General features: G+C 37.1%; 20 protein-coding genes. 13 read left to right on the top strand and 7 right to left on the bottom strand.

Going from position 1 to position 14,237, the window contains the following annotated elements; translation table 11 throughout:
- From KJ678_02280 to lepA, 3 genes are all read right to left on the bottom strand, one after another.
- Window positions 1-555: methyltransferase (locus tag KJ678_02280; protein MBU1016968.1), on the bottom strand; the 555-nt coding region annotated here is incomplete at its 3' end.
- Window positions 556-860: 305 nt separating this feature from the next.
- Entirely contained in the window at window positions 861-1,361 is a 501-nt protein-coding gene (locus KJ678_02275) for a ribonuclease H-like YkuK family protein (GenBank protein MBU1016967.1), read from the bottom strand.
- A 49-nt stretch (window positions 1,362-1,410) separates the two neighbouring features.
- The gene (lepA, locus tag KJ678_02270) at window positions 1,411-3,219 is read right to left on the bottom strand and encodes a translation elongation factor 4 (protein MBU1016966.1); all 1,809 of its coding nucleotides are present in this window, start codon (window positions 3,217-3,219) and stop codon (window positions 1,411-1,413) included.
- A 41-nt stretch (window positions 3,220-3,260) separates the two neighbouring features.
- Here lepA and KJ678_02265 point away from each other — a divergent pair, with 41 nt between their 5' ends.
- Genes KJ678_02265 through KJ678_02255 form a run of 3 tightly spaced genes read left to right on the top strand, consistent with a single transcriptional unit; the run spans window position 3,261 to window position 4,520 of the window.
- Window positions 3,261-3,797, top strand: a complete 537-nt coding sequence (locus tag KJ678_02265; GenBank protein MBU1016965.1) for a hypothetical protein — start codon at window positions 3,261-3,263, stop codon at window positions 3,795-3,797.
- Window positions 3,794-4,360 (top strand): type 4a pilus biogenesis protein PilO, encoded by a 567-nt coding sequence (gene pilO / locus KJ678_02260; protein ID MBU1016964.1) that lies wholly within the window; start codon window positions 3,794-3,796, stop codon window positions 4,358-4,360. Before KJ678_02265 ends, pilO begins: the two co-directional genes overlap by 4 nt.
- A complete protein-coding gene (locus KJ678_02255; GenBank protein MBU1016963.1) occupies window positions 4,344-4,520 on the top strand; it encodes a hypothetical protein in 177 nt (58 codons plus the stop codon). Before pilO ends, KJ678_02255 begins: the two co-directional genes overlap by 17 nt.
- Here the strand turns inward: KJ678_02255 and murJ are convergent.
- The 4 genes from murJ to KJ678_02235 form a co-directional block, all read right to left on the bottom strand.
- The gene (gene murJ / locus KJ678_02250) at window positions 4,463-6,121 is read right to left on the bottom strand and encodes a murein biosynthesis integral membrane protein MurJ (protein MBU1016962.1); all 1,659 of its coding nucleotides are present in this window, start codon (window positions 6,119-6,121) and stop codon (window positions 4,463-4,465) included. The genes KJ678_02255 and murJ overlap by 58 nt on opposite strands.
- Window positions 6,122-6,123: 2 nt before the next feature.
- Window positions 6,124-6,714 (bottom strand): DNA-3-methyladenine glycosylase, encoded by a 591-nt coding sequence (locus KJ678_02245; protein ID MBU1016961.1) that lies wholly within the window; start codon window positions 6,712-6,714, stop codon window positions 6,124-6,126.
- A gap of 234 nt (window positions 6,715-6,948) precedes the next feature.
- A complete protein-coding gene (locus tag KJ678_02240) occupies window positions 6,949-7,131 on the bottom strand; it encodes a hypothetical protein (protein MBU1016960.1) in 183 nt (60 codons plus the stop codon).
- A gap of 89 nt (window positions 7,132-7,220) precedes the next feature.
- Window positions 7,221-8,192: a hypothetical protein gene (locus KJ678_02235; GenBank protein ID MBU1016959.1), complete on the bottom strand. Its 972-nt coding sequence runs from the start codon at window positions 8,190-8,192 to the stop codon at window positions 7,221-7,223.
- A gap of 58 nt (window positions 8,193-8,250) precedes the next feature.
- Here KJ678_02235 and trxA point away from each other — a divergent pair, with 58 nt between their 5' ends.
- From trxA to KJ678_02185, 10 genes are all read left to right on the top strand, one after another.
- On the top strand, window positions 8,251-8,514 hold the full coding sequence (gene trxA, locus KJ678_02230; protein MBU1016958.1) for a thioredoxin: 264 nt from the start codon (window positions 8,251-8,253) through the stop codon (window positions 8,512-8,514).
- Between the two features lies 1 nt (window position 8,515).
- A complete protein-coding gene (gap, locus tag KJ678_02225; GenBank protein ID MBU1016957.1) occupies window positions 8,516-9,559 on the top strand; it encodes a type I glyceraldehyde-3-phosphate dehydrogenase in 1,044 nt (347 codons plus the stop codon).
- A 3-nt stretch (window positions 9,560-9,562) separates the two neighbouring features.
- Entirely contained in the window at window positions 9,563-9,793 is a 231-nt protein-coding gene (locus KJ678_02220) for a hypothetical protein (protein MBU1016956.1), read from the top strand.
- Window positions 9,790-10,608 carry a hypothetical protein gene (locus KJ678_02215; protein ID MBU1016955.1) on the top strand — a complete coding sequence of 273 codons (819 nt, stop codon included), beginning with the start codon at window positions 9,790-9,792 and terminating at the stop codon, window positions 10,606-10,608. The genes KJ678_02220 and KJ678_02215 overlap by 4 nt, the downstream gene beginning before the upstream one ends.
- Window positions 10,609-10,611: 3 nt before the next feature.
- Window positions 10,612-11,271, top strand: coding sequence for a triose-phosphate isomerase (locus KJ678_02210; protein MBU1016954.1), 660 nt, complete (start codon window positions 10,612-10,614; stop codon window positions 11,269-11,271).
- The gene (locus KJ678_02205; GenBank protein ID MBU1016953.1) at window positions 11,259-12,356 is read left to right on the top strand and encodes an LCP family protein; all 1,098 of its coding nucleotides are present in this window, start codon (window positions 11,259-11,261) and stop codon (window positions 12,354-12,356) included. Before KJ678_02210 ends, KJ678_02205 begins: the two co-directional genes overlap by 13 nt.
- Window positions 12,357-13,058: a hypothetical protein gene (locus KJ678_02200; GenBank protein ID MBU1016952.1), complete on the top strand. Its 702-nt coding sequence runs from the start codon at window positions 12,357-12,359 to the stop codon at window positions 13,056-13,058.
- Window positions 13,059-13,231: 173 nt separating this feature from the next.
- Window positions 13,232-13,423 (top strand): hypothetical protein, encoded by a 192-nt coding sequence (locus KJ678_02195; protein MBU1016951.1) that lies wholly within the window; start codon window positions 13,232-13,234, stop codon window positions 13,421-13,423.
- Window positions 13,424-13,589: 166 nt separating this feature from the next.
- The gene (locus tag KJ678_02190; GenBank protein ID MBU1016950.1) at window positions 13,590-13,880 is read left to right on the top strand and encodes a nucleotidyltransferase family protein; all 291 of its coding nucleotides are present in this window, start codon (window positions 13,590-13,592) and stop codon (window positions 13,878-13,880) included.
- Window positions 13,873-14,235 (top strand): DUF86 domain-containing protein, encoded by a 363-nt coding sequence (locus KJ678_02185; GenBank protein ID MBU1016949.1) that lies wholly within the window; start codon window positions 13,873-13,875, stop codon window positions 14,233-14,235. The genes KJ678_02190 and KJ678_02185 overlap by 8 nt, the downstream gene beginning before the upstream one ends.
- Window positions 14,236-14,237: the final 2 nt, after the last annotated feature.

Genomic DNA, 14,237 nt, shown 5'->3' with positions numbered 1-14,237 from the left:
TCTTTGGCTTTCAAGGATTTTATAGGTATGCAGTTTTTCATTAAGTTGTTTTGTAAAATCCAAAAGGGAATTATAGTCTTGTCTAATTTTTTCAGGACTTTTTAAATATCCGTTTAAATAATCATCAACGGATAAAAATTTATCCCCAAAAATTGGAGTTGCCTTTTTTTCATCTCTCAAATGTAAAAAATGAGAAACTTTTAATGATTGTTTTGTCTCTCCACTAACCGCAATAGCTAAAACATCAAAACCTTTAGATAAATAGGAGGCATAAAGTAAAGAACCATTAACGGTAAACTCTGAGTATTTATCACGATCTTTGCTTTCGTGCTTTGTTACATCTGCTTTACACTCTATAACAATCAATAAATCAGGATTAGATTTGTAGCTAATGATAAATTCAGGATAACCTTTCCCACCGCCTTTTTTTGAGGCAGTTTTTAACAACTTATCAATTTTTGGATTATCCGAGCGTTGTTCTTCAATGTAAATAGAATCCAAAAATTTAGAAAAGTGTTCCCTTGTGATTATTTCGGTTTTTCTTTCGTTTGCCATATTGCCCCTTTTAAATAAGTAAAGCTATTATTAGTATATAAAACTTTTCGCTTTTTTCCAATTAAACTCCGTTTTCGTAACGAAGTGAAGAAAACACAATATTATCCCCCTCCTTTTTTTGAATTGCGTATAACTCGTTATCATACGAATTGTTTTCATTATATCAAACTAAACCCGCATATTCCACGAAACCCTTATTAATTGGCGAGATGGGATCTCGCCGCTACTTTTACCAACTGTATTGTTTGGAATTTGGAATTTGGAATTCGGGTTTTGAGATTTGAGATTTGAGTTTTGACATTTATTTATGTATGTCTATCGGCAACTTTGCTCGCGCCGAAAGACAAAGGCTTGGTTTTTACCTCAAAACCCGAACCTCTTACCATACCAGTCACCTCATTTATTATCTCTCTTGTCTCGCCCACAGTACCTACATCAATATGAATTTCCAAAGGCCAGTTTAGGGCGTTTAAACGGTTAAAATCGTCCATAATCTTGTGAGCAAATTCCAAAGAAAGCAAAGCCTCTCTGTAAATTCTCTCTTTTAGAGAATACGCCTTTTTATCCACAACCTTTTTCCAAAAATAAATTCCTCCGCAACCCACCTTATGCACCAAAATCGCCGTTATGTATTCCGTGCTGTCTTTTCCGTTTATGTGAGCGTTTGAATCCGTTCCTATAATAACCTTGTATCCCTTCTCGTTCTCGGAAGATAACAAATTTATTATATTAAACACCACCTCCGAATAAGTTAGTTTTCCATAAGTGACGCTATTAAATTCTTTTTCGTTAAGTTCCTCAAACACAGAAACATTATAACAAAGGAGTCTCCTTTTTCAAAGGAGACTCCTTAGTTTAATTCATCGCCTTCCAAAAAACCTCTTGAGGAATTACGACTTTGCCAAATCGCTTTAGCCTTTTTTTACCTCTTTTTTGCCTATCCAAAAGTTTATCCTTCCTTTCCCTATGCCCCCCGTATATTCCCTCAAGAACATTTTTTCGCATTGCCGACAAATTCTCTCTGGCTATAATTCTTCCTCCTATTGCCGCTTGAATACTAACCACAAATTGTTGGCGGGGAAGGCTTTCTTTAAGTTTTTTAACAATTTCTCTTCCAATTGCTGTCGCCGACTCCTCTCTAACAAGCCGCGATAGAGGACTTATTTTTTCCCCCGCAATCAGAATATCCATACATAAAACTTTTGCGGGTTTTTCTTTAATAAGTTCATAATCCATAGAAGCATATCCCGAAGAAATGGATTTTAAGTCGTCATAAAAACCGGTTATTAACTCATACAAAGGCAATTCGCACAGAAGCTGAACCCCCATCTGTTTACCCTCGCCTATATTTTTCATATCTAAAAACTTGCCTCTTTTTTTGTCCACTAGCTCCATAATAGACCCCACATAAGAAAAAGGCGCAAAAACATATACAGATGTGTATGGCTCTAAAACACTTTTTATTTTAGACGGGTCTGGAAAATCTCCCGCAGAAGTTACGGTTATTTCCAAACCGTTATTCAGCAAAACTTTATAAGAAACACTCGGGGTGGTGGCAAAAACACGCGCGTTAAATTCCCTCTCAAGCCTTTCTTGGGTTATTTCAGCATGCAAAAGACCCAAAAACCCGCATCTAAAACCAAGCCCCAAACTGCTCGCATTCTCGACGCTAAAGCTTAAAGCCGCATCATTAAGTTTAAGTTTAAAAAGAGATTTTCTTAAATTATCCAAATCGGAAGAATCTTCAGGAAAAAGACTCAAAAAAACTACCGGCTTTGGCAAGCGGTACCCGTACAAAGGACTAACTTCGGAAACTTCGCATTCGCTTTGTATCGCCACCGTGTCCCCCACCCGCGCCAAAGTAATGTCCTTTAAACCCGTGGCTATAAAACCTACATCTCCCGAACTTATTTTAGAAACATCTCTCATTTGAGGAGCAAAATATCCTAACTTGCTAAACGAGGATTCCTTTTTGGAATGAATAAACCTTATTTTTTTGTCCGCTTTATCCATCTCAATTTCTCCGTCAACCGCCTTAATAACCGCCACAACACCCAAATGACTGTCGTAAAAAGAATCAAAAATAAGAGCTCTAAACGGTTTTTCTGTGCATATTGTAGGCGCTGGAATTTTTAGCGCCACTTCTTCCAAAAGTTTTGCCACATTTTCTCCCGTTTTCCCCGATATATTAAATATTTCTTCGTCATTAAACCCAAAAAGAGCTTTTATACTATCCCTCGTTTCGCTAACAAGCGCTACGGGCGAATCTATTTTGTTGACCGCGGGAATTATTTTAAGATTTAAAGCGCGCGCCTTGTTGTAATTGGATAAAGTTTGCGCCTGTATCCCTTGCGTTGCGTCCACCAACAAAATTGCCCCTTCGCACGCCGCCAAAGAACGAGAGACCTCATAAGAAAAATCCACATGTCCCGGAGTATCAATTAAATTAAAAATATATTCCACGCCATTTAAAAAATACTTCATCTTAACCGGCTTTAGTTTTATAGTTATACCCTTTTCCCTTTCCAAATCCATACTGTCCAGAAACTGCGCGCGCATCTTTCGCAATTCCACGGTATTGGTAAGTTCCAAAAACCTATCCGCCAAAGTGGATTTCCCGTGGTCAACATGACTTATAATTGCAAAATTTCTAATATTATCCATAAGTGTACTTATACTCAAACTTTCTGATAAAATCAAATAAGATGGAAGATATTAACCTGCTCCCAAAAATAGGATTTGAAAATCTGTCAAGAAAGGCGAAGTTTTTTTATTGGACAACCAAATACGGACGAGCTATTGTTATATCGTTTCAAGCTAGTGTTATAACCCTACTTTTTTACAAACTTTATTTATATACCAATTTTATAGACATTTCCGAAACCATTGAAGAAAAAACAGCAATACTAAAATCCCAAACTCAAACAGAAAAAGACCTTAAAGATACTCAACAAAAAATTCTAGCGCTTAAATCGGCGCGCGCAGATTCCTTTATAGCGAAAAATCACATTGAGTTAATTAAAAAAGTTGTTCCCAAAGACATAAAAATAACTACCCTAATTCTTGAAAACACCTCCATTAGATTTACCGCCCATTCCCAAAATCTGTATCTTTTTAGCCAACTAATTGAAAACATTTCAAAAGAAAAACAGGTTGTTAATATCACACTCCTTGGAGCGCAGTTTAGCGAGGAAAACAACGAATTTACCTTTGATATAGAATTGGTTATTAAAAAGATATGAAATCAAGACTTGCCGCAACGATAAAACTTTTAAATAAAACGGAAAAGGAAGCCTACAAAACTCTAACCATAAGCCTTTTTGCCGTGTCGTTTTTGAGCGTGTTCGCGCTAAGACCAAGCATAAGAGTAATAGCTTCTTACAGAAAAAACCTAGATACCGCGACCGAGGTTAATCAACAACTAACGACAAAAATTACCAACTTAGAAAAAGCAAAACAAAACCTTGCGAGGTACGATATAGAAATACACAAACTAAATACCGCCCTGCCGGCAGAGTTTAACCAAAGCGATTTATTAAAAGGCTTATCGTTTCTTGCGGCGAAGAATAAAATAACTATTCTAAAAACAGAATTTAGCGTCTCCGAAAGGGAGGGGCTTTTAGAGACTGTTAAAATATCGTTAGACGCGCGAGGAACACTTGACAACATTTACAGTTTTTTGCAAAATCTAGAACAGGAACCAAGGTATATTAGAATAAATTCAGTAATTTTGCAGACCGCCCAAACAGTGGTCACCGCAAAAATTTCGGCGAAAGTGTTTTACACAAATGATGCCAAAAGATAAGAATATATTATCCATAGCTATAGTTACCTTTATAACCATAATTTTGTGGGTTGTGGTGGATACTTTAATAACCTATCAAAGACCTACGGATATTGGGGTAAATCAAGAAATGTTGTCGCCAATTGACCCCGAAATTAATTTTGAAGGCGTTTTTCGGTAAGAAAAAAGTTTCTTTAAAACATTCAAAACAAGCGTCCTTTCTTTTATGTTAAGTATTTTTGAAACAAGTATATAAGAAAACAAACCTGCGCCAAAAACAAACCAAGTCAGCAAAACAAGATTTAGAGTTCTTGTGGTATCAAACACCATTTTGTCCAAAAGCTTCATCGGAACATATAAGAAAACCGCCGTAACCAAGGAACCCCACGCTATTTTGGACAAATAATATAAAAAGGCGAGGTCCAAAAACTCCGGCAAGACTTTTGCCAAAAACACAAATAACAAAATGGCGTTTACAAAACTGCTAACGGAAAACGCCAAACTTAAACTCCAAATACCAAAACCTTTAACCAAAACAAAATACACCGCCAGAATAATATTTATAAAAATGGAGATTAAACTTATAACAACGGGAGTTCTAGTGTTGCACAAAGCGTAGAAAGCCCTATTTAATAAATAAACCAAAGACTGAAAAACCATAGAGACCGCAAAAAAAGCCAGGGTGTACGAAGTTGAAATAGTGGCACCCCACGAAAATTTTGACGCTCCAAAGACCAACCTAACAAGCGGAATACGCAAAATAATAAACAAAATGCTTATGGGCAGAACGAAAAAAACTATTTGGGTCGTGGAGCTTTTTACTATGTCAGTAAAATTTTTTCTATTTTCCGACTCGGCGGACAATATGGGAAATGCCGCCTGAGACAACGCTCCGCCAAAAAAGTTAACCGGCACGGTTTGCAGGTGTTGAGCAAAATTAAAAACCACTAGAGACGATGCCCCTATAAAAATGGAAAGGCTGGTATCAATAAGAAGAGAAACTTGATTTGCCGCCAGACTTGCCACTCGCGGAAGCATCAAAATTAGCACTTCGCGAAGTTTGGGGTCTTTAAGATTTATTATACGGATATATTTAAAACCCAATCCTTTTGAGAAATAAAACTGAATAACAAGGTGCATACAGGCTCCAAACACCATTCCCCACGCAGGCGCCAAAACCCCCCATTTTTCCGCAAACAAAATAACAAAAAGAATAATACCCAAATTATAAAGAACAGGGGCTATGGCTGGAACCAAAAATCGTTTAAAGGATTGGATTATGCTTGAAAAGAAACTACTTATAACAAGAATAAGCTGGGACAAAATCATAACTCTCAAAAGAGTGGACATAAAATTAAGGTCGCTTGTTGGGAGGGAACCTATAGAAACTACTCGCGAGATAGGCTTTGAAAAGACAAAAATTATAACCGCTAAAAAGGCAAACGAGACCAAAACCGTGTTTAGGGTGTTAGAAGCAAGCTCCCACGCATAACTTTTACCTTTTTTTAGCTGTTTGCTAAAAATGGGAATAAACGCTGTGGTTAGAGTACCAACAACAATAATGTTAAAGATAAAGGAAGGGATTCTATCGGCGGCAAAGTACAACCCTAGCCGCGAAAAAAGAGGTTCGGCGCCGAAATAATGGGAAAACAAGCGGTCGCGGAAAAGGCCTAATATAGCGGAGGCAAGAAGCGCCGTTCCGATTAAAAACCCCGCGCTTAAAATATTTTCTTCTTTTTTAAACAAAAGCTGTTTGCTTTTTTCTAATATCTGATTAACCATTTTTATTTGCGTTTGGACACAAACGGGCTGTCGCTTTGATAAAATCGCCATTCAATACTTTTCCACGGTTCCTCCGCATAATCCACTCCCACTCTCCTTGACCTTTCCATTTTGGGAACAAGCAGGTTCCTGTCCTCAATATAAAAATTGCCTCCCAACAAACTTGTCCCGTCAAACCTCCTATTTATGCCAAACGCTTTTGTTAATTTGGCGGGACCTGAAGTTAAGTTTAGGATATTTTCCGTATGTCTATTTTGCACCATAATATCCATTCCTTCAAGAGGTTCTACAGCCCTGATTAAAACTGCGGAAGGAAAGTTATCCATTTCAGTTACAACATTAAGCATAAAATGCATACCGTAGGTTAAATACACATAAACAATTCCACCCGCTTTCCAAAGGTTCTCGCAAGAAGTCCTTTTACGCCAACTTGCATGACAAGCTTTGTCCTCGCTACCAATGTAAGCTTCCGTTTCAACAATTTTTCCGGAGAGAGTGTGGTCGTCCTTCTTTACCACAAGGACTTTACCCAAAAGCTCTTTTGCAACTGTTAAAGTTGGGTTTTTATAAAAATCAACGGGAAGTTTTGACATATCCATTCAGCCTGCCCACAAGCAGGGTACACTCCTTATAAAACTCCTTTGCTCTTTAATTCCTAAAATAGAGTTACAGACCTTTCAATACCGGATATCTTTAACGCGTCAACATCCTTGCCTCTAGAAATTTATTGGTTTTAAACTCTTTGTGGTATGCTTCTTGCGTGGATGGGACAATAGCTCCAATTCCAAAATGAAAATCTATGGCAGAGACCCTCCCTTTCTTTGACATTACTTTCTTTTGGCAATACTTTTATCTCTAACATAAAATAAAACGCCCTCGTCTGTTTTAACTTTTTCTACCTCGCGAAAAAGAACTTTCTCCCCCTTTTTAGTATAAAAATTAACAACCGCAGGAGCAGTTTTCTGTTTTGTTGCTATAAAGAACACTGGGGTTTTAGTAGTTTTTTCCATATACACCTAGTATATCAAAACCTCATCTAAACACAAGCAATCAAGGAAAAATTCATTGGGGTACCGCCCCCTATAGATAAGATACCACATTACAAAAGATTGTGGGTTACCACAACCCCCTCCTTACCAAAACAATAATCCAAAAGGAGAATTGCGTCGTACCTCTGATTTTCTGAATCAAGAATTACTCCCAAAATTTTAGCGCTCCCATTTTCGGCATAAGTTATCAAAGTATTCCCCGCCTCAATAGTATATCCAATCTTTATACCTTTAACCCCGGGATAAGTGGATATTAAATTGGTAAGATTTTCCATATAAATATACTTATGCTTCTCCGTTTCCGGCAATTCGTAATTAAACGAGGCAAAAATCTCCCGTAAAAGCGGAAAGGTGTCCAAAGCGTATTTTGACAAAACCGCAAGGTCATAAGCAGTACTGTAATACTCCTCATCTTTAAGATTTAGACCATCCGGGTCAACAAACTTTGTGTCTTTAAGCCCTAATTCTGTGGCTTTTAAATTCATCCAGACCACAAAATTATCTTTATTTCCAGCTACCCCCTCCGCAATCGCTATAGCGGCATCGTTTCCCGAACTTAAAATAAGACCATACAATAAACTCTTTAATTTATAAACTTCTCCCTCGGATATTCCCATTAAATTAGGTTCCATACTCACCGCTTTTTCGCTAACAGGTATTTCATAATTTTCAGAGGCGTGTTCCAAAGCCACAATTGCCGTCATAACTTTAACTAGACTTGCAACCGGAACGCGGTTTCTTATATCTTTTGAAAAGAGTATCTTGTTATTGGATAAATCTATCGCAAAAGAATATCTTGCGGAAATATCAAAATCATTCGCAGGCGTAAAGTTTTTCTCATCAAAGGAGATTTGAAGAGGGTTTTTGTATTTTTCGTCCACAAAAGAATCTTGGTACATCTGTTCAGGAGTTTTAGCGTTAACCCCTTCAATTTTTGTGTATAGCTTCTGATACCTGGAAAATAGAATCCCGCCACCAAATATCGCTAAAAAAATAAAGATTCCCGCTACTATCTTCCGCATAAAAATCATTATACCAAAACTGTTGTCAGGGAACACGGCACTATGTTACTATATTAATATGCTTAAACTAATTGATTTCTACGCCGATTGGTGCGGACCTTGTAAAGTAATGACCCCAATTATTGAGGAGCTGGAAAAAACTCTCGGGGATAAAATTTCTTTTTCCAAAATAAATGTGGATACCGATATGGAAACCGCCCAAAAATATTCAATAATGAGTATCCCTACTTTTGTTTTGGAAAAAGACGGCAAAGAACTTGACCGAAAATTAGGGGCTATCCCAAAAAAGTCTTTGGGAGATTGGCTTAATTCTTATATTTAATATGTCTAAAATAAAAATCGCCATTAACGGGTTTGGCAGAATAGGCAGAGCCTCGTTTAAAGCGGCAACCAATAATTTAAACTCCGCTCTTACCCCTTCTTTAAACCTAAACTGCGAGGATGTGGAAGTTGTGGCAATTAACGATTTAACCAATACAAAAACTCTCGCCTACCTTCTTAAATACGATTCCGTTTATGGAAGATTAAATAAAGATGTTGAATATGATGAAAAAAATTTGATTGTGGATGGAAAAAAATATCCCGTTTACGCCGAGAAAGACCCCTTAAAACTTCCCTGGAAAAACCTTGAGGTGGATGTGGCGCTGGAATGCACAGGACATTTCACAGAATATGAAAAAGCCAAAGCGCATATAACAGCTGGGGCGAAAAGCGTTATAATCTCCGCTCCCGGAAAAGGTTTTGGCGGAGAAACACAGATTTTGGGAACGGAAAAAACTCAAAAAGGAAACTTTGCGCAAATATTATCAAACGCTTCCTGCACCACAAACTGCATCTCCCCTGTAATACAAGTGTTGGAGAATGTTTTTGGCATTGAAAAAGCGTCTATGACTACCGTTCATTCCTATACTTCAACACAAAACCTTGTGGATGGACCCAACAAAGATTTACGAAGAGGCAGAGCGGGCGCTTTCAATATAATACCTACCACAACAGGCGCTGCTATAGCCACCACAAAAGTAATAGAGAGCTTAACTAACAAATTTGATGGAATGGCTTTAAGAATTCCCACTTTGTGCGGGTCCATTTCGGATATTACCGCAATTATTAAAAAGAACACTACCGTTAATGAAATAAACAACGCTTTTGAAAAAGCCGAAAACGAACCGCTTTTTAAAGGAATCTTAAAAACAACCAAAGAGCCTCTAGTCTCAAGCGACATATTAGGAACCCCTTATTCCAGCATTGTGGATTTATCCCTTACAAAAGTAATAGACAGAAATATGGTTAAAGTGTTTGCTTGGTACGACAACGAGTGGGCTTATTCGCTTCGTTTGGTGGAACTCGCCCTTAAAAGTTTTAAATAAGGTATGCCCAAAATTCTACTTTCCCCTAACGAAAAAAGGTGTATCGGTTGCGGGCTATGTGTTATTAAAGCCTCTTTACTTACAGATAACACCGTTAATCTCGGAAAATCTTTTATAAGAATTTATGGCAAACCCAAAAAATACATTATTTCAATTGATTACGGTAAAAAAACTGATTATACCGAAATCGTAAAAATATGTCCGCAAAGTTGTTTTGAGATAGGAGAAAAATGAGCGGAAATTCAAAAAGCGTACTTTACATAGATTTATTAAACCAAACTTTTGAACTAAAAACCCACAAAAATCTAAACGAATTTTTGGGCGGTAGCGGAATTGGGCTAAAACTTTTGTTGGATAATGTAGAAAAAAACCCCGTAATTTTGTCGCGGGGACCTATAAGCGGTTTGTTTCCTTACACCTCAAAATTATCTTTAATTTATAAAACCGATAAAGAAGAGGTGAAAGAGCTTTATGGGGGAGGCAGTTTTGCCTCGAAAATGCGCCTTTCGGGTATAGATTCCATTTTACTCTTTAATAAACCTAAAATACCTTTAACCGTATGCGTATCTGAAGGGAAAGTGGATTTCATAAACATTACGGGTAATGTAAAATTGTCTAGTTCTATTAAATTCTCGGGCAAAACTTTGATTGACGGTTATTTTGGGTTTGGAGAAAGTTTAAACATAAAAAACTTCAAAACTATTCTAATATCCGGAGAAGGGGAAGTAAAAATACCCAACACTAAAGCTTATTATGAGATTTACAATAATATTCTTGATAGAAAGGCTGAACTATCTGTAAAATACTCAAAAGACCCTTCTTGTTGGGGTTGCCCGGCAGGGTGCGATTTTTCAAGCAAGGGGGAAACCGTAAACGGGGCCGTTCTTCCCCACTGCTTAATCTCTTGCCAGTTCGCGGAAGGACTATATAAAGAAATTCCGTTGGTGTTCTCGTGCTTAACCGTTTTGGGTTTTAAATATAATCACGACGATTTGGAAAAATTGCCAGCTTTGGTTGGGGATTTAAAAAAAGCTTTAAAAGTTTCGTAAAAAATGATTATTATAGCCAACTGGAAATTAAATTTAACAATTGCGGAAGTTGAAAAATGGACAAAATCCTTCAACGAATTTACGGAAAGTTTTTCGTTTAAGGATGTAACCCCTATAATATGTCCAAGCTTTATTTATATCCCCTACCTAAAAGAAAATTTGAAAGGGGCGGAAGTCGGCGCGCAAAATATTTCAAAATTTTTGGCGGGCGAACACACCGGAGAGGTTTCTGCAATACAATTAAAAGATTATGTAAGTTACGCCATAATTGGACACTCCGAAAGAAGACTTTACTCTTCTGAAACCGATGAAACGATCGTTAAAAAAGCGGAAATCTGCCTTGATAATAATATCATTCCAATTATCTGTATAAGCGAAATAAGCCAAGTGTCTTTATTAAAAAACTTGGGCAATATCTTGGTAGCCTTTGAACCGTTGTCAGCAATAGGAAGCGGGAATCCCGACAGTCCCGAACATATTGAAAATATTATAAGCGAGATTATAAATATGACCCCAAACGCAAAAGTCCTTTACGGGGGCAGTACTTCGGAGGAAAATGTAGAGAGTTTTTTAAAAATTAAAAATCTAGGCGGATTTTTAGTAGGCGCGGAAAGCCGTAAGGCAGAGTCTTTTATTAACATTATCAAAAAATGCGTTATGTAGATTTGGGCGCAATTAAAAAAAATAAGAAGGTCGCGCGCAAACGCAAGACAATTTTTGTTGTTTTAATTACAACGATATTGCTACTTGCGGGTATTGGAATCTCTTTTGGAAAAATGTTTAAACCCCTCTCTATCTTATCCCAAATTAGTGGGGGAACATCCATCAAAAGCGCGGACGGCAGAGTTAATGTGTTAATTTTAGGACTGGATAAGAGGGCGCCACAATACCTGCAAACCGGAATTTTAACTGATACCATAATGCTTGTTTCCATTGGAAAGGGAGCAACGCGCGATGTGAAAATTGTGTCTATACCAAGAGACCTTTGGGTAAAAATAAGCGCTGGTCAGTTTTCAAAGATTAACGAGGTCTATTATTATGGCGGAGTGGAAACAGTGGAAAAGGTGGTAGAAGAAGTGTCCGGAATTCCCGTACATTACCATATAGTTGTGGGTTTTGACGGATTTAGAGAATTTGTGGACGCTCTGGGAGGAGTAACCGTAAATGTAGAAAATGCCCTTGACGACCCCAACTACCCTATAGAAGGGAAGGAGTTAGATACTTGTGGCTTAAATTTAGACGAGTTATCGGAAGAGGAAAGAAATAGTGCGGGTACTTATACTTGTCGCTACGAGCACGTCTATTTTGAGAAAGGCGAGCAAGTTTTTGACGGCGCGACCGCGCTTAAATACGCGAGGTCTCGACACGGGTACAACGGAGAAGGGGGCGATTTTGCCAGAGCAAGAAGACAACAAAATGTCATCATTGCGGTAAAGAACAAGCTTCTTTCAACGGGTATCCTCACCAACCCCGCCAAAATAAAGGAGCTTTACACCATTTACAAAAAATATGTTTCCACAGATATTGAGCTTTCAGAGGTGGATGACTTTTACAATCTTTCTACAGGTCTTAATCTAGAAGATATTGAGATGGTGGTTATAGATAATAAAGACGATGAAAGTTCGGGCGGGCTTTTATTTACACCGCAAAACAGCTCCCTATACGGTGGGCGGTCGGTTTTAATACCTAAAACGGGAGACTTTTCGCAAATTCACAGTTTTATCCAAAAATTCTTGTTCCCAGACTAAATGGTTTATCTTATATATGGCAGTGATTTAACGCAGAGCAGAAACTTTATTGGATTTATAAAATCCAAGTTTAAAAATTCCCAAACTAAACTTATTTACGCAGAAAAAGACTTTAATTTTAAAGAGCTGGGAACTCTTGTACCAACAACTTCCCTTTTTTCCGAAAGCGTGCTTACAATAATAGAGTTTGAAAAATACCCTAGTGTATGTGAAACAAAACACCTTGCCTTTTTGGACAATTTGCATACTTCCTCAAATGTGGTCTTGTGGATAGGTGAAAACTTAAATAAAACGAATATTCTTTTAAGATACGCGGGCACTAATAAAAATTTTACCGTTAAACCCTTTAATAAAAAAAATTCTACCCTTAACTTTGAACTTGTAGATATGTTGAATATAAAAAACCCCAAAGCCTTGGTTATCCTTAACAAAATTTTGGTAAAAGATTCCGACGCGGGACTTGTTTTAACAATTTTAGCTTCCAATTTTAGAAATATTTTAGGAGTTAAACTAAACTGCGCTTTTACCAAAAATCTTCACCCGTATGTTTTGCTAAAGATAGGCAAAATAAGCAAAAACTTTTCGGAAGAGGAGCTTATAAATATCTTAAAACGAGTGTACGAGACGGATGTAAAAACAAAATCAAATGTTGGCGATGTTAAAAGCGAAATGTTTTCCCTCGTCTGCCATATCCTCAATTAGGGATAGACCCAAATTGGGTCTATCCCTATTTTAATCCGCGCTCCAAAAAGGCTCTTATTGCAATAACCTTTAATTTTTCATAAAATAAAAAACATATAGATGGAAAAATTGCAGAAACACTTTGTATAAAAACGAGTTAGGCGAAATACATTTCAGAAAGGTGGTGATTAAAAATGAATGAAGATACAGAAAAACAGGCAAAAAAACAAGCATTTATTGTTGGTCCACTTGTTGCGATTGGTTTTATTGGCTGGAGAGTGATTAAGGGACAAAGTCTTGGTATTGAAGATATAATGGTTGGGCTACTGCTCGGAGTTATTGTAGCGTTAGTAAGTTACATAACCATTAGCAAAAAGAAAAAGTAGCTGATTAATCGTAAAATGTACATCGCCTAACACGGTATGCGAGGTTGCGCTAGTTAATTTAGGGATTAATTTAGGGATTTTAATTTAGGGATAGACCCAAATTGGGTCTATCCCTATTTGGAATGCCTTTTTTTCTTTTTCCCTTTAAATTTGGTATACTTTACTTATGAATAAAGAAGAGATAAGAAAAAAAATAGGGGGTACGCTTCCTTTTTTAAAACAAAAATATAATGTAAAAAGGCTCGGAATTTTCGGTTCCGTAGTTAGGGGTGAACAAAAAAAGGGAAGCGATGTAGATGTGTTAGTGGAGTTTGTGTCTCCTATTGGTCTTTTTGATTTCATCGGATTGGAAAATTTTTTAGCAAAAACCTTGAACCAAAAAGTTGATTTAGTTTCCAAAAAAGCTTTAAAAAAAGTTATTAAAGCGGATGTTTTAAAAGAAACTGTATATGTCTAAAAGAGGCGCTAAACTTTACATAGAAGATGTTAAAGACTCCATTCAAAAGATTGAGGATTATACAAAAGGATTAAATTTTGGTACTTTTGCCAAAGATGCGAAAACGATAGACGCTGTTGTTAGGAATCTATCTATTATTGGTGAAGCGGTCAAAAATTTCCCAAAGGAGTTAAGAGGAGAATACCCTCAAATTCCATGGAAAGAGATTGCCGGGATAAGGAATAAGGCGATACATGAATATTTTGGCATAGACGAAGATATTTTATGGAAAACAATAAAAGAGGATTTACCACCTTTTAAAAAGCAAATTTCCGAGATGTTGAAGAAATATATAAGGGATAGCGATTGGAGGTGAGA

Source organism: Patescibacteria group bacterium, from assembly GCA_018817085.1.
In the GTDB taxonomy this organism is placed as follows: Bacteria; Patescibacteriota; WWE3; order CG2-30-40-12; family CG2-30-40-12; genus CG2-30-40-12.
Note: the sequence above shows the minus strand (reverse complement) of the source record. Positions and strands in the feature narration are given on the sequence as shown.

Excerpts from the sequence above, each read along its gene's own strand:
- KJ678_02210 (MBU1016954.1), top strand. The coding sequence starts at position 10,612 with ATGATTATTATAGCCAACTGGAAATTAAATTTAACAATTGCGGAAGTT.
- KJ678_02265 (MBU1016965.1), top strand. The coding sequence starts at position 3,261 with ATGGAAGATATTAACCTGCTCCCAAAAATAGGATTTGAAAATCTGTCA.
- gap (MBU1016957.1), top strand. The coding sequence starts at position 8,516 with ATGTCTAAAATAAAAATCGCCATTAACGGGTTTGGCAGAATAGGCAGA.
- KJ678_02235 (MBU1016959.1), bottom strand. The coding sequence starts at position 8,192 with ATGCGGAAGATAGTAGCGGGAATCTTTATTTTTTTAGCGATATTTGGT.
- KJ678_02245 (MBU1016961.1), bottom strand. The coding sequence starts at position 6,714 with ATGTCAAAACTTCCCGTTGATTTTTATAAAAACCCAACTTTAACAGTT.
- KJ678_02220 (MBU1016956.1), top strand. The coding sequence starts at position 9,563 with ATGCCCAAAATTCTACTTTCCCCTAACGAAAAAAGGTGTATCGGTTGC.
- KJ678_02185 (MBU1016949.1), top strand. The coding sequence starts at position 13,873 with ATGTCTAAAAGAGGCGCTAAACTTTACATAGAAGATGTTAAAGACTCC.
- KJ678_02240 (MBU1016960.1), bottom strand. The coding sequence starts at position 7,131 with ATGGAAAAAACTACTAAAACCCCAGTGTTCTTTATAGCAACAAAACAG.
- KJ678_02215 (MBU1016955.1), top strand. The coding sequence starts at position 9,790 with ATGAGCGGAAATTCAAAAAGCGTACTTTACATAGATTTATTAAACCAA.
- lepA (MBU1016966.1), bottom strand. The coding sequence starts at position 3,219 with ATGGATAATATTAGAAATTTTGCAATTATAAGTCATGTTGACCACGGG.
- KJ678_02190 (MBU1016950.1), top strand. The coding sequence starts at position 13,590 with ATGAATAAAGAAGAGATAAGAAAAAAAATAGGGGGTACGCTTCCTTTT.
- murJ (MBU1016962.1), bottom strand. The coding sequence starts at position 6,121 with ATGGTTAATCAGATATTAGAAAAAAGCAAACAGCTTTTGTTTAAAAAA.
- pilO (MBU1016964.1), top strand. The coding sequence starts at position 3,794 with ATGAAATCAAGACTTGCCGCAACGATAAAACTTTTAAATAAAACGGAA.
- trxA (MBU1016958.1), top strand. The coding sequence starts at position 8,251 with ATGCTTAAACTAATTGATTTCTACGCCGATTGGTGCGGACCTTGTAAA.
- KJ678_02200 (MBU1016952.1), top strand. The coding sequence starts at position 12,357 with ATGGTTTATCTTATATATGGCAGTGATTTAACGCAGAGCAGAAACTTT.
- KJ678_02255 (MBU1016963.1), top strand. The coding sequence starts at position 4,344 with ATGATGCCAAAAGATAAGAATATATTATCCATAGCTATAGTTACCTTT.
- KJ678_02195 (MBU1016951.1), top strand. The coding sequence starts at position 13,232 with ATGAATGAAGATACAGAAAAACAGGCAAAAAAACAAGCATTTATTGTT.
- KJ678_02205 (MBU1016953.1), top strand. The coding sequence starts at position 11,259 with ATGCGTTATGTAGATTTGGGCGCAATTAAAAAAAATAAGAAGGTCGCG.